This is a genomic window from Bradyrhizobium sp. OK095 (assembly GCF_900109945.1).
Lineage (GTDB): Bacteria > Pseudomonadota > Alphaproteobacteria > Rhizobiales > Xanthobacteraceae > Bradyrhizobium.
Genome location: NZ_FOBX01000001.1, coordinates 617,732 through 630,566, shown reverse-complemented (window position 1 = coordinate 630,566; position 12,835 = coordinate 617,732). Strand labels below are relative to the sequence as shown.

Genomic DNA, 12,835 nt, shown 5'->3' with positions numbered 1-12,835 from the left:
GCGCTGTCGAGCAAAGCGGCTTCTCTCTTGGGCAAGTTTCCCGATGGCGAAGTCGTTAGGGATTGCATCAGGAACAACAAGAACGGGCCGCTCCTGCACGTGGACCCGTAGCTCTCATCCGGAGGAGGAACCACCACAGCATCGTTTCTGGTCCCAATCGTGACCGCCCTGCACGAGCAGACACCGGACGAGAAGCCCGGTGATTGAGCAATGCTTCGGAAACAATAAACGATACCAACGGAGGAATGACTATGCGCAAGGTACTACTGGCGGCCTTTCTTGGCTCCGCGGCGGCTCTCGCCGTCGGTGGCGCTTCGGCCAATGACGAAGTGCTCAAGATGTCGCAAAATCCCAAAGACTGGGTGATCCCGGCCGGCGATTATGCAAGCACCCGCTATTCCAAGCTGAACCAGATCAACTCACAAAACGTCGGCAAGCTCCAGGTCGCCTGGACCTTCTCGACCGGCGTGCTGCGCGGCCACGAAGGCGGCCCGCTGATCATCGGCAACATGATGTACGTCCACACGCCGTTCCCGAACAAGGTCTACGCTATTGACCTTTCCAACGAGAACAAGATCGTCTGGAAGTATGAGCCGAAGCAGGATCCGAACGTCATCCCGGTGATGTGCTGCGATACGGTCAACCGCGGCCTCGCTTACGGTGACGGCAAGATCTTCCTGCATCAGGCCGACACGACCTTGGTCGCGCTCGATGCCAAGAGCGGTCAGCTGGCATGGTCGGCCAAGAACGGCGATCCCGGCAAGGGCGAGACCGGAACCTCGGCGCCGCTGGTCGTGAAGGACAAGGTGCTGGTCGGCATCTCCGGCGGTGAGTTCGGCGTTCAAGCCCATATGACCGCCTACGACATCAAGACCGGCAAGGTGGCCTGGCGCGGATTCTCGGAAGGGCCGGATGACCAGATCCTGGTCGACGACAAGACCACCGCACTCGGCAAGCCGGTCGGCAAGGACTCGAGCCTCAAGACCTGGCAAGGCGATCAGTGGAAGATCGGCGGCGGTGCCACCTGGGGCTGGATCTCCTACGACCCCGAGCTGAACCTCATCTATTACGGGTCAGGCAATCCCTCGACCTGGAATCCGAAGCAGCGTCCCGGTGACAACAAATGGTCGATGACGATCTGGGCGCGCAACCCGGACACTGGCGTTGCCAAGTGGGTCTATCAGATGACGCCCCATGACGAGTGGGACTATGACGGCGTCAACGAGATGATTCTCTCGGACCAGACGATCGGCGGCGCCCCGCGCAAGCTGCTGACACATTTCGATCGTAACGGCCTCGGCTATACGCTCGATCGCGGCACCGGCGAACTGCTGGTCGCCGAGAAGTTCGATCCGAAGGTGAACTGGACCTCCGGCGTCGACATGGACAAGAACTCGCCGACCTATGGCCGTCCGAAGGTGCTCGACGCAGCTTCGACCGACAAGGCGGGCGAGGACCACAACGTGAAGGGCATCTGCCCGGCCGCGCTCGGCAGCAAGGACGAGCAGCCGGCAGCCTACTCGCCGGACACGCAGCTGTTCTACGTTCCGACCAACCACGTCTGCATGGACTACGAGCCGTTCAAGGTGAGCTACACCGCGGGCCAGCCCTATGTGGGTGCGACGCTCTCGATGTATCCGCCGGCGGGTGAAAGCCACATGGGCAATTTCATCGCCTGGGACGGCAAGACCGGCAAGATCGTCTGGTCGAACAAGGAGCAGTTCTCGGTCTGGTCGGGAGCACTCGCGACCGCCGGCAACGTGGTGTTCTACGGAACGCTCGAAGGCTACCTGAAGGCCGTCGACGCCAAGACCGGAAAGGAGCTCTACAAGTTCAAGACTCCCTCCGGCATCATCGGCAACGTCACGACCTATGAGAACGGCGGCAAGCAGTATGTCGCAGTGCTCTCGGGCGTCGGTGGCTGGGCCGGCATCGGTCTCGCCGCAGGCCTGACCGATCCGACCGCGGGTCTCGGCGCAGTCGGTGGCTACGCGGCGCTCAGCAACTACACGGCACTCGGCGGTACGCTGACCGTGTTCTCGCTGCCGGCGAACTAGCCTCACCTCAGTGTCGCTCCGGCGCGTGGATCAACTCCACGCGCCGGCTCGTCTCCACCTGATGTCTACGAGGACAAGCTCTTGCGTAAAATCTGCTCTGTCATTGCTGCGATGATCTTCGTTGCCTCGGGGGGAATTGCTGTTGCGGACGGCTCGGGCGACCCGACTGCCGTCAAGCAGAACGAAACTGGCGAATGGCTCGATAAGGAAGGAAACCCGACCTACAAGGTCAACGGCGAGTCCGTCGACTGGTACACCTATTCCGGATACCGCCGCTATCACTCGGACTGCCATGTGTGCCACGGCCCGGATGGACTGGGCTCGACCTATGCGCCGGCATTGAAGGATTCGCTCAAGACGATGAGCTATGCCGATTTTCTCGGCGTCGTCGCCTCGGGCCGCAAGAACATCTCGACCGCCGCAGAGAACGTGATGCCGGCCTTCGGCGATAATCCGAACGTCGCGTGCTACATGGACGACCTCTACGTCTATCTGCGCGCACGCTCCAACGATGCCTGGGGCCGCGCCCGTCCCGGCAAGCATGAGGACAAGAACGACGCCTATACCAAGAACGAAGACTCGTGCATGGGCAAGAAGTGAACGTTTGGAAGCCTGCCGAGACCTAGTTCTGGGCGTCCTTTCGAGAATTTGAGGAGTTACCGATGAAGACACGTGCCGCCGTCGCTTTTGAAGCCAAGAAACCACTCGAGATCGTCGAACTCGATCTGGAAGGACCGAAGGCCGGCGAAGTCCTGGTCGAGATCAAGGCGACAGGCATCTGCCATACCGACGCCTACACGCTCGACGGCTTCGACAGCGAGGGAATCTTCCCGTCGGTCCTGGGCCATGAGGGCGCCGGCATCATCCGCGAGATCGGCCCTGGCGTGAGCTCGGTGAAGCCGGGCGATCACGTCATCCCGCTCTACACGCCGGAATGCCGGCAGTGCAAAAGCTGCCTGAGCCAGAAGACCAATCTCTGCACCGCGATCCGCGCGACGCAAGGCAAGGGCGTGATGCCCGACGGCACCAGCCGCTTCTCCTACAAAGGCAAGCCGGTCTACCACTACATGGGCTGCTCGACCTTCTCGAACTTCACCGTGCTGCCGGAGATCGCGGTCGCCAAGATCCGCGAGGACGCGCCGTTCGACAAGAGCTGTTACATCGGCTGCGGCGTCACCACGGGCGTCGGCGCCGTCGTCAACACCGCCAAGGTCGAGCCGGGCTCCAACGTGGTCGTGTTCGGCCTCGGCGGGATCGGCCTCAACGTCATCCAGGGCGCCAAGATGGCCGGCGCCGACAAGATCATCGGCGTCGACATCAACGACTCCAAGGAAGATTGGGGCCGTCGGTTCGGCATGACCGACTTCGTCAACCCCAAGAAGATCACCGGCGATATCGTCCCCCATCTGGTCAACCTGACCGACGGCGGCGCCGACTACACCTTCGACTGCACCGGTAACACCACCGTGATGCGCCAGGCGCTGGAAGCCTGCCATCGCGGCTGGGGCACCTCGATCATCATCGGCGTTGCCGAATCCGGCAAGGAGATCGCCACCCGCCCGTTCCAGCTCGTCACCGGCCGTAACTGGCGCGGCACGGCCTTCGGCGGCGCGCGCGGCCGTACCGACGTGCCGAAGATCGTCGACTGGTACATGAACGGAAAGATCCAGATCGATCCGATGATCACCCACGTGCTCAAGCTCGAAGAGATCAACAAGGGTTTTGACCTCATGCACGAGGGCAAATCCATCCGCTCCGTCGTCGTCTACTAGCTCGAAAGCGTCACCCCCAAGGAGGATCGACCCATGACTGCACTCCATCCCTCGATCGACAACGGCCTCAAACAGGGCAGCGGCAGCTTTGCCGGCGGCACGCTGGCCTGCAAATGCAAGGACCATCAGGTCAAGGTCGGCATCAAGGGCGACGTCGCCCACAACCACGCCTGCGGCTGTACCAAGTGCTGGAAGCCGCAGGGCGCGAACTTCTCGGTCGTCGCCGTGGTGCCGCGCCAGAACGTCACCGTGCTCGAGAACGGCGACAAGCTCGAGATCGTCGACGCGTCCGCGGTGATCCAGCGTCACGCCTGCAAGGCCTGCGGCACGCACATGTACGGCCGCATCGAGAACAAGAACCATCCGTTCTACGGGCTCGATTTCGTCCATCCGGAGCTGTTCCAGGAGCAGGGCTCGCAGGCGCCGCAATTCGCCGCCTTCGTCTCCTCGGTGATCGAGTCCGGCGTCAAGCCGGAGCAGATGGCCGGCATCCGTTCACGGCTGAAGGAAATCGGGCTCGAGCCCTATGACTGCCTATCGCCGGCGCTGATGGACGCGATTGCGACTCACGTGGCGAAAGCCAAAGCGGCCTGACAAGGCCGCCAGACGTTCGCCGTGCCCCGTCCGCTCGCTGGCCCGACCATCGCCAGCGAGCCGGGCGGGTCCGGCCCCGGACGATCGCGGCGAGGCCGCGCCTCTGCACTCTGCGTACGAGGGCCATTAGCTCCCTCAGTCCTGATCTCTGAATGACTGCGCAGTGCCGCTCACTTCCCGTTCGAAGTCCGCGCTTCTGCGTTTCTCCCTCCCTCGACTGAGGCATCCTGCTTCGTCCGCGCAGTCATTCTGCCGGACGAAGCTTTTTTCGCGATGTCCACTTCGCAGGCGCAGCGTGATGCCGCGCCCTGCTTTTGACAAACCTCGGTTGCAATGTTTTCCCACCGAGAACACTCGGCTGTGAACGCCGAACCGCTGCGATCTCTGCTAGCCTCGCGGCGTGACGATGCCGCGCGAATTCAATTAATCAAGAATAAGACGGGAGGTATCGAGCACATCCGGACATCACGATTCGTATTCCTGCTTCCTGCCGGGATCTGCCCGCGCGGGACAACAGGTCGGGATGCGGCGACACGAATTCGGCAAATTTGAAAATCGGCATGCTTATGAAGAGCGAGGGATGATCATGATCAAGGTGAAGATCAACGGCCAGGAACAGAGCTGGGACGGCGACCCGGATCTCCCGCTACTCTGGTTCCTCCGTGACGAGGCCGGGCTCACCGGCACCAAGTTCGGCTGTGGCCAGGCCCTGTGCGGCGCCTGCACCGTCATCGTCGACAAGGAAGCCGTGCGCTCCTGCATCACATCGATCAACGACGTCGCCGGCCGCGAGATCACCACGATCGAGGGACTGCATCCGAACGGCGATCACCCGGTACAGAAGGCCTGGCGCCAGGTCAACGTCCCCCAATGCGGCTTCTGCCAGGCCGGCCAGATCATGCAGGCCGCAGCGCTGTTGATGGAAAACCCCAAGCCGTCGCACGACCAGATCCGCGAGGCCATGGCGGGCAACATCTGCCGCTGCGGCTGCTATCAGCGCATCGAGAACGCAGTCCATCTCGCATCGACGGGAGTGTGACATGAATTTCATCGACAAGCCTGCGAAGCTTCGTGGCTTCGAAAAGAGCATCCGAGTCGAGAAGGTCTCGCGCCGCAGTATCCTGAAGGGGCTCGGCGTTACCGGCGGCTTCGTGCTCGCCGCCCCCGTGATGTCGCGCCAGGCGTTCGCCTATGAGACCGGCGCCGGCAAGATGCCGCATGGCGTCGTGGTCGATCCGCGCGTGTTCGTCGCGGTCGCACCCGACGGCACCGTCACCATTCTCGCCCACCGCTCCGAGATGGGCACCGGCGTGCGCACCAGCCTGCCGCTGATCGTCGCCGAGGAGATGGAGGCCGACTGGTCGAAAGTGAAGGTGCAGCAGGCCCACGGCGACGAGGTCAAGTTCGGCAACCAGGACACCGACGGCTCGCGCAGCACGCGGCATTATCTGATCCCGATGCGCCAGATCGGCGCCTCCGCCCGTAGCATGCTGGAGCAGGCCGCGGCAAAGCGTTGGGGCGTGCCAGCGACCGAGGTCAAGGCCGTCAATCACGAGGTCGTCCATAGCGCCAGCGGTCGCAAGCTCGGCTTCGGCGAACTCGCGGCTGACGCCGCCAAGGAATCGGTGCCTGCTATCGAAGGCCTCAAGCTGAAGGACCCCAAGGATTTTCGCTATCTCGGCAAGGGGCAGGTCAGCATCGTCGATCTGCACGACATCACCACCGGCAAGGCCCGCTACGGTGCCGATGTGCGTCTCCCCGGCATGAAATATGCCGTGATCGCGCGGCCGCCGGTGACCGGCGGCAAGCTGGTCAAGTTCGATGCGGAGGCAGCATTAAAGGTGCCCGGCGTCGAGAAGGTGATGCAGGTGCGCGGCTGGCCGTGGCCGTCGAAGTTCCAGCCGCTCGGCGGCGTCGCGGTGATCGCGCGCAACACCGGCGCGGCGATCAAGGGCCGCGACGCGTTGAAGCTGACCTGGGACGACGGCGCCAACGGCAAATACGACTCGGTCGCCTATCGCAAGGAGCTCGAGGAGGCCTCGCGCAAGCCGGGCCTCGTCGTGCGCCAGGAAGGCGACGCTGACGCTGCGCTCAAGAGCGCCGACAAGGTCGTCGTCGGCGAATATTATCTGCCGCACTTGGCCCATGTCAGCATGGAGCCGCCGGTCGCGGTTGCCGACGTCAAGGGCGACAAGGCTGAGATCTGGGCGCCGGTGCAGAGCCCCGGCGGCACCCGCGAGGACGTCGCCAAGACGCTCGGCATTCCCGAGGGTAACGTTACCGTCAACGTCACCCTGCTCGGCGGCGGCTTCGGCCGCAAGTCGAAATGCGATTTTGCGCTCGAGGCCGCGCTGCTGTCGAAGGAGCTCGGCGCGCCCGTGAAGGTGCAATGGACGCGTGAGGACGACCTCCACCACGACTTCCTGCACACGGTCTCGGTGGAACGCATCGAGGCGGGCCTCGACAAGAGCGGCAAGGTGATCGCCTGGCGCCACCGCAGCGTAGCGCCGACCATCGCCTCGACCTTTGCCGCCGGCGCAAAACACGCGGCCGCGTTCGAGCTCGGCATGGGCCTCGTCGACATGCCGTTCGAGATCGCCAATATCAGTTGCGAGAACCCGGAAGCCGCGGCCTTCACCCGCATCGGCTGGTTCCGTTCGGTCTCGAATATCCCGCGCGCCTTTGCGGTGCAGTCGATGGTCGGCGAGATCGCAGCTGCGACCGGCCGCGACCAGAAGGAGACGCTGCTCGCGCTGATCGGCAGCCCACGCATCGTCAAGCCAGCGGTTAAGGACATGTGGAACTACGGCGAGCCCTATGACAGCTACCCGATCGACACCGCGCGCCTGCGCAAGGTGGTCGAGCTGGTTGCCGAGAAGGGTGAATGGGGCCGCACGGTCCCCAAGGGCCACGGTCTCGGCATCGCCGTGCACCGCAGCTTCGTCAGCTATATCGCGACCATCGTCGAGGTGGCCGTCGACGACAAGGGCAAGCTGACGGTGCCGCGGGTCGACACCGCGATCGACTGCGGCACCTATGTCAACCCCGAGCGCATCGCCTCGCAGATCGAGGGCGCGGCGATCATGGGGCTGAGCCTCGCCAAATACGGCGCGGTCACCTTCAAGGACGGCAAGGTAGAGCAGAAGAATTTTGACGACTTCCAGGTCATCAGGATGGATGAATCTCCTGGGGTCACCAACGTCTACATCGTGCCGCCCGCACCCGACACGCCGCCGAGTGGCGTCGGCGAGCCCGGCGTGCCCCCGTTCGCGCCGGCGCTGATGAATGCCATCTTCGCGGCCACCGGAAAACGCATCCGCAGCATGCCGCTGGGCAAGCAATTGGAGGCGTAAGGGAACACAAGACGGCCTCGCGCCGTTTCCATCGATCTGACAGGAGCAGATCGATGACCAACATCTCAAGGGCGCTCGCAGTCTCGTTGCTGTCGGGCGCCTTTTCTTTGATCACAGCGGCCGCGTTCGCCCAGAGCAACACGGCGCCCCCGACCACCGCGACACGCCCCACCGCGCCGGACCAAAACTCACTCCCCAACACCACCGCCCCGCCCGCCTCGACCACCCAGACCACCGGGCAGAGCAACAGCGATCCCAAGGTTCAGGAGATGAACCAGAAGGAGAAGGACAAAGTCGACAGGCAGGGGAAGTAATTTTCAGGCGACTGCGCGTTGATGTGCCTTCGCTCCTTGGGGGAGAGGGCAGCGACGCTGTCTGCCAGAATCTCACTTGGGTGAGGGGTTTGTCTCCGCGGAGAGAGACCCCTCATCCGGCGCTTCGCGCAACCTTCTCCGACAAGGGGGAGAAGGGAAGCGCACGCAAAATGCGGCGGACGTTACCGTCCGCCGCATTTGCCCCCTGACGCTCCGCACCTTTCGATCCGCCCGCGGAGCTTACTTCTTCAGCGCGAACACCCAGACCACGCCGCCCTGCGGCACGTTGGCCTCGATGCCGATATTGTTGGTGACAAGCGCATCCTGGATGCGTTGCGCATCCACGCCCCAGCCCGACTGGATTGCGATGTATTGAGTGCCGTCGACCTCATAGGACACCGGCATGCCCATGATGCCGGAGTTAGTCTTCTGCTCCCACAACAGCTCGCCGTTCTTGGCATTGAAGGCGCGGAAGTTGCGGTCGTTGGTGCCGCCGGCGAAGATGAGGTCGCCCGCAGTCGCCGTCACCGAGCCGAACAATTGCGACTTCGGGAAGTTATGCTGCCACACCTTCTTGCCGGTGGCGGGATCCCAAGCCTGGAGCTCGCCGAAATGATCCGCGCCCGGCTTGGTCTTCAGGCCGATGTCCTCAGGCTTGGTGCCGAGCCAGAGCTCGCCCGGCTTGAGCGGAATCTTCTCGCCGGTGAATCCGCCGCAGAAATTCTCGTTGGCGGGAACATAGACGAGCCCGGTCCTCTGGCTGTAGGCCGCCGACGGCCAGTCCTTGCCGCCCCACAGTGACGGACAGAACTCGACGCGCTTGCCGACGACCGGCTTGTGGTCGGGATCGAGGATCGGCTTGCCGTTCTCGTCGATGCCCTTCCAGACGTCGGTTGCGACGAACGGCCAGCCGGCGACATAGTTGATCTTGGTCGGCGTGCGCTCGAGCACCCAGAAGATCGCATCGCGCCCGGGATGGACCAGGCTCTTGATGCTGCGCCCGTCGCGCTGCAGGTCGATCAGCATCGGCGCCTCGACCTCGTCCCAATCCCAGGAATCGTTCTGGTGGTACTGGTGATAGGTCTTGATCTTGCCGTTGCTGGGATCGAGCGCGAGCACCGACGAGGTATAGAGATTGTCGCCGGGATGCATCTCGCCGGGCCACGGCGCGGCATTGCCGACGCCCCAATAGACGGTCTTGGTGTCCTTGTCGTAATTGCCGGTCATCCAGGCCGAGCCGCCGCCATTCTTCCAGTCGTCGCCCTGCCAGGTGTCGTGGCCGGGCTCGCCTTCGCCGGGAATGGTGTAGGTCCGCCACAGCTCCTTGCCGTCCTTGGCATCATAGGCGGCGACATAGCCGCGCACGCCGAACTCGCCGCCCGAGCCGCCGACGATGACCTTGCCGTCGACGATCAGCGGCATCAGGGTCATGTACTGACCCTTCTTGTAATCCTGCACCTTGGTGTCCCACACCACCTTGCCGGTCTTGGCGTCCAGCGCAACGACATGATCATCGGTGGTGGCGAGATAGAGCTTGTCCTCCCAGAGGCCGACGCCGCGGCTGGTCGGATGCAACTGGAACAGATCGTCGGGAAGCTGCCGCTTGTAGCGCCAATATTCATCGCCGGTTTTCGCGTTGATCGCGATCACCTGCCCCATCGGGGTGGCCACGAACATCACGCCGTTGTTGACGATCGGCGGCGCCTCGTGGCCCTCGACGACGCCGGTGGCGAAGGTCCAGACCGGCGTGAGGTTCTTGACGTTGGCGGCGGTGATCTGGTCGAGCGGGCTGTAGCCCTGCCCGTCATAGGTGCGCCGGTAGAGCATCCAGTTGCCGGGTTCCGGATTCTCCAGACGCTGCTGGGTGACGGGCGCGTAGTTCTCGATCGGGCCGGCGATCGCTGCGGTCGCGGCAAGACAGGTGAAGGCGACGAAGCCGGACAGGTACCATTGCTTCCTGGTCATGGACGTTCCCCTTTTTCATCCGTTTGAATTCTTGTTGTGAATTCTTGTCGTTCGTCCCGTCGTCCGCCCCTCGGCGGATGCGGCCTCTCGTGACGCGGGCATACCCCGCACCGTCCATCACCCTGGCTGCACGCCACCTACCTTTCCGATGAAGTTGCCGGCGACGCTGAGCGAGGTGTCGGCGAGCACAAGCGGCAGCGCCGCGAGCCGCCGCGGCGCCGGCCCGAACACGACCTGCGCGCCCGCGCGGGGATCGTATTCGGAGTTGTGGCACATGCACTTAAACACCTCCTTGTCGCCGACATCGCTCTTCACCCAGGCGGTGACAGGACAGCCGGCATGCGAGCAGATCGCCGAATAGGCGAGGATGCCGTCGACAGCGCGAGCTTTGGTTTGTTCGTCGAGCTCGGCGGGATCAAGCCGGATGATCAGGATCTCGTTGAGGCGCGAGGCGCTGCGCACGACCGATGTCTTGGGATCTTTCGGCCAGGCATGCACCGGCGGTCCGCCGGCCGGCAGATCTGCCGCGGTGATGAGCTTTCCTTCCTGCTCGCCTTCGGAGAAGACGAGCAGATCGCCCTTCTGCGGCCGTATGTCGGAGCCGGGCGGATCTTCGTCTGCGCGCAGCTGTGTGGAACAGCCGAGGCAGGCGGTGGTGGCGAGCGCACCAAGCAGAAGCGTTCGCCGCGTTTGCTCCGCGCAGGCGCCGGCTTCAGGTTCCGCGCTATTCTCTGAGGATGAGGATTTAGTGTTGAACGATGCACTCGACATGCACGTTAGCAGGCGCTGAGACTCTGCCGAAAACAAGGCGAAGAATTGACGCCGCAGTGCATCAATATGTCTTTGCTCGCTTTGATTGAACGCGAATGAACGCATTCAAACGCGTTTTCGCAATTTCAACGTCGCATCGCGCGATCAGCATGATGATTTTGCAGACCAGACCGATGATGTTGGAATTGGTGCAACGCGCTATCGGTCGTGCAACGCAAACTCAGATCGATACAACTGCACGTTTCGCGGGCAGGCCGGTCGCGTTCAGGACCTGAGCACGTGGCGCGGCGCCGCGATGCGCCCTGCGACAGTCGCCGATGCCATCTCAAAACTGTCGGCGATGCGACGCGCCCGGTCGATGAACAGCGCGGCTGCCGCCGGCGGACAAACCTCGCGCGCCGTCTGTTCGAACAGATCGAGCCAACGGTCGAAATGATCGCCCACGAGGCTCAGCGGCACATGTGCGCGCATCGGCGAGCCGTGATAGCGGCCGCTCATCAGCACAACCGACGACCAAAAATCCGTGAGCTTGGCGAGATGCTCGTCCCAATTCTGCACGATCGCGAACACCGGACCGAGCAGCGCATCCTCGCGCACGCGTCCATAGAAGCGTGTGACGAGTTCCCCGATCATCTCTTCAGTGATCCCGGTGCGCTCGATTGCATCCTGGGTCAGCAGGTTCCGCCGCGCGGCCGCAGCTTCCCGCTCGGCCTTCAGTCGATCCGACATATCCTTCGCTTTCCGTTCAATTGTTCCCGCGGGGCCGCCCGTTCGACATTGTCGGGCCAATTGCGCGCGGCGTCTTTGTCGCAGCGCAAATTGCGGGGATCGGGCGGCGGAAGCTGAGCCTCCGCCGCCAACGCCATGATCAGGCGCCGTAGGTGTAAAAGCCCTGCCCGGTCTTGCGGCCGAGATGGCCGGCATCGACCATTTCCCTGAGCAAGGGGGCCGGACGGTATTTGGGGTCGTTGAAACCCTTATAGAAGACCTCCATCACCGACAGCATGGTGTCGAGGCCGACGAGGTCGGCCAGCGCCAGCGGCCCGATCGGATGGTTGCAGCCGAGCTTCATGCCGGCATCGATCTCTTCCGCCGTCGCGATCCCTTCCTGGAGCGCGAAGATCGCCTCGTTGATCATCGGGCAGAGGATGCGGTTGACGGCGAAGCCCGGGCTGTTCTTGGCGGTGATCGCCACCTTGCCGACGCGCTGGGCGAAATCGAGCGCCTTGGCGTGAGTGTCGTCGGAGGTCTGCAAGCCGCGGATCAGCTCGAGCAGCGCCATCACCGGCACCGGGTTGAAAAAGTGCATGCCAATGAAGCGATCGGGGCGATCGGTTGCGGCCGCGAGCTTGGTGATCGAGATCGAGGAGGTGTTGGTCGCGAGCAGCGTGCGCGGCGACAGCGTGGCACAGAGGTCCTTCAGGATCTTGACCTTGAGCTCCTCGTTCTCGGTCGCGGCTTCGATGACGAGATCGCAATCGACGAGCTTGGCGCGGTCAGTCGTACCGGTGATGCGCTTGAGCGTGGCGTCGCGGTCGGCCGCCGACATCTTCTCTTTCTTGACCAGGCGCTCAAGGCTGCCGCCGACGGTGGCGACACCGCGGCTCACGGCCGCATCGGAGATGTCGACCATCACGACCGAAAGCCCGGCCGCCGCACAGATCTGCGCGATGCCGTTCCCCATGGTCCCTGCCCCGATGATGCCAACGGTCTGGATCATTGCCTCTTATCCTTCATCCTTGCGGGCGTGCCTGGCGGCTCAGCCCCATTGTTCCTGCATCAGGGTCTAGCACCGCCCGAGGGCAGCTGCGACCTGATCCTGCCCCTTCCTTAAAGCATCCGAGACGGGAATAAAGCCGCCATTCCCTCGCGAAAAGGCGTGATTTTGCGCTCTCGCGGCCTATTTCGCTCAATTTTGGGGCGGGGCCCTCCCCGGGATGTGCCGGCTGCACAGGGAAGGTCGAGCGCCGTTCCGGCCGGAACTTTGCGAGGTTTGAGGGCGTTTTAGC

The 12,835-nt window shown here is 63.3% G+C and carries 11 protein-coding genes; 7 read left to right on the top strand and 4 right to left on the bottom strand.

The features are described 5' to 3' along the window. Positions 1-251: 251 nt before the first annotated feature. From xoxF5 to BMW89_RS02905, 7 genes are all read left to right on the top strand, one after another. Positions 252-2,057: a lanthanide-dependent methanol dehydrogenase XoxF5 gene (gene xoxF5 / locus BMW89_RS02935; protein ID WP_092022506.1), complete on the top strand. Its 1,806-nt coding sequence runs from the start codon at positions 252-254 to the stop codon at positions 2,055-2,057. Positions 2,058-2,168: 111 nt separating this feature from the next. Beyond that, entirely contained in the window at positions 2,169-2,657 is a 489-nt protein-coding gene (locus tag BMW89_RS02930) for a c-type cytochrome, methanol metabolism-related (protein ID WP_092022504.1), read from the top strand. A gap of 62 nt (positions 2,658-2,719) precedes the next feature. Beyond that, positions 2,720-3,829 (top strand): S-(hydroxymethyl)glutathione dehydrogenase/class III alcohol dehydrogenase, encoded by a 1,110-nt coding sequence (locus BMW89_RS02925; protein WP_092022502.1) that lies wholly within the window; start codon positions 2,720-2,722, stop codon positions 3,827-3,829. A gap of 33 nt (positions 3,830-3,862) precedes the next feature. Then, positions 3,863-4,423 carry an S-(hydroxymethyl)glutathione synthase gene (gene gfa, locus BMW89_RS02920; RefSeq protein WP_092022500.1) on the top strand — a complete coding sequence of 187 codons (561 nt, stop codon included), beginning with the start codon at positions 3,863-3,865 and terminating at the stop codon, positions 4,421-4,423. Positions 4,424-5,009: 586 nt separating this feature from the next. Continuing rightward, positions 5,010-5,462, top strand: coding sequence for a (2Fe-2S)-binding protein (locus tag BMW89_RS02915; protein ID WP_063688529.1), 453 nt, complete (start codon positions 5,010-5,012; stop codon positions 5,460-5,462). Position 5,463: 1 nt separating this feature from the next. Further along, the gene (locus tag BMW89_RS02910; protein ID WP_092022498.1) at positions 5,464-7,776 is read left to right on the top strand and encodes a xanthine dehydrogenase family protein molybdopterin-binding subunit; all 2,313 of its coding nucleotides are present in this window, start codon (positions 5,464-5,466) and stop codon (positions 7,774-7,776) included. Between the two features lie 53 nt (positions 7,777-7,829). Further along, positions 7,830-8,090: a hypothetical protein gene (locus BMW89_RS02905; RefSeq protein ID WP_092022495.1), complete on the top strand. Its 261-nt coding sequence runs from the start codon at positions 7,830-7,832 to the stop codon at positions 8,088-8,090. Between the two features lie 240 nt (positions 8,091-8,330). On the opposite strand, the gene BMW89_RS02900 is transcribed toward BMW89_RS02905, so the two are convergent. The 4 genes from BMW89_RS02900 to BMW89_RS02885 form a co-directional block, all read right to left on the bottom strand. Continuing rightward, positions 8,331-10,055 (bottom strand): methanol/ethanol family PQQ-dependent dehydrogenase, encoded by a 1,725-nt coding sequence (locus BMW89_RS02900; protein ID WP_092022493.1) that lies wholly within the window; start codon positions 10,053-10,055, stop codon positions 8,331-8,333. Positions 10,056-10,172: 117 nt separating this feature from the next. Then, positions 10,173-10,826: a QcrA and Rieske domain-containing protein gene (locus tag BMW89_RS02895; RefSeq protein ID WP_092022491.1), complete on the bottom strand. Its 654-nt coding sequence runs from the start codon at positions 10,824-10,826 to the stop codon at positions 10,173-10,175. Between the two features lie 264 nt (positions 10,827-11,090). Further along, on the bottom strand, positions 11,091-11,555 hold the full coding sequence (locus BMW89_RS02890) for a group III truncated hemoglobin (RefSeq protein WP_092022489.1): 465 nt from the start codon (positions 11,553-11,555) through the stop codon (positions 11,091-11,093). A 139-nt stretch (positions 11,556-11,694) separates the two neighbouring features. Next, complete coding sequence (locus BMW89_RS02885) at positions 11,695-12,546, bottom strand: 3-hydroxybutyryl-CoA dehydrogenase (protein ID WP_092022487.1); 852 nt, start codon at positions 12,544-12,546, stop codon at positions 11,695-11,697. Positions 12,547-12,835: the final 289 nt, after the last annotated feature.

Coding starts and splice junctions, on each gene's coding strand:
- BMW89_RS02895 (WP_092022491.1), bottom strand. CDS start 10,826: ATGTCGAGTGCATCGTTCAACACTAAATCCTCATCCTCAGAGAATAGC.
- gfa (WP_092022500.1), top strand. CDS start 3,863: ATGACTGCACTCCATCCCTCGATCGACAACGGCCTCAAACAGGGCAGC.
- BMW89_RS02885 (WP_092022487.1), bottom strand. CDS start 12,546: ATGATCCAGACCGTTGGCATCATCGGGGCAGGGACCATGGGGAACGGC.
- BMW89_RS02930 (WP_092022504.1), top strand. CDS start 2,169: ATGATCTTCGTTGCCTCGGGGGGAATTGCTGTTGCGGACGGCTCGGGC.
- BMW89_RS02890 (WP_092022489.1), bottom strand. CDS start 11,555: ATGTCGGATCGACTGAAGGCCGAGCGGGAAGCTGCGGCCGCGCGGCGG.
- BMW89_RS02915 (WP_063688529.1), top strand. CDS start 5,010: ATGATCAAGGTGAAGATCAACGGCCAGGAACAGAGCTGGGACGGCGAC.
- BMW89_RS02910 (WP_092022498.1), top strand. CDS start 5,464: ATGAATTTCATCGACAAGCCTGCGAAGCTTCGTGGCTTCGAAAAGAGC.
- BMW89_RS02905 (WP_092022495.1), top strand. CDS start 7,830: ATGACCAACATCTCAAGGGCGCTCGCAGTCTCGTTGCTGTCGGGCGCC.
- BMW89_RS02925 (WP_092022502.1), top strand. CDS start 2,720: ATGAAGACACGTGCCGCCGTCGCTTTTGAAGCCAAGAAACCACTCGAG.
- BMW89_RS02900 (WP_092022493.1), bottom strand. CDS start 10,055: ATGACCAGGAAGCAATGGTACCTGTCCGGCTTCGTCGCCTTCACCTGT.
- xoxF5 (WP_092022506.1), top strand. CDS start 252: ATGCGCAAGGTACTACTGGCGGCCTTTCTTGGCTCCGCGGCGGCTCTC.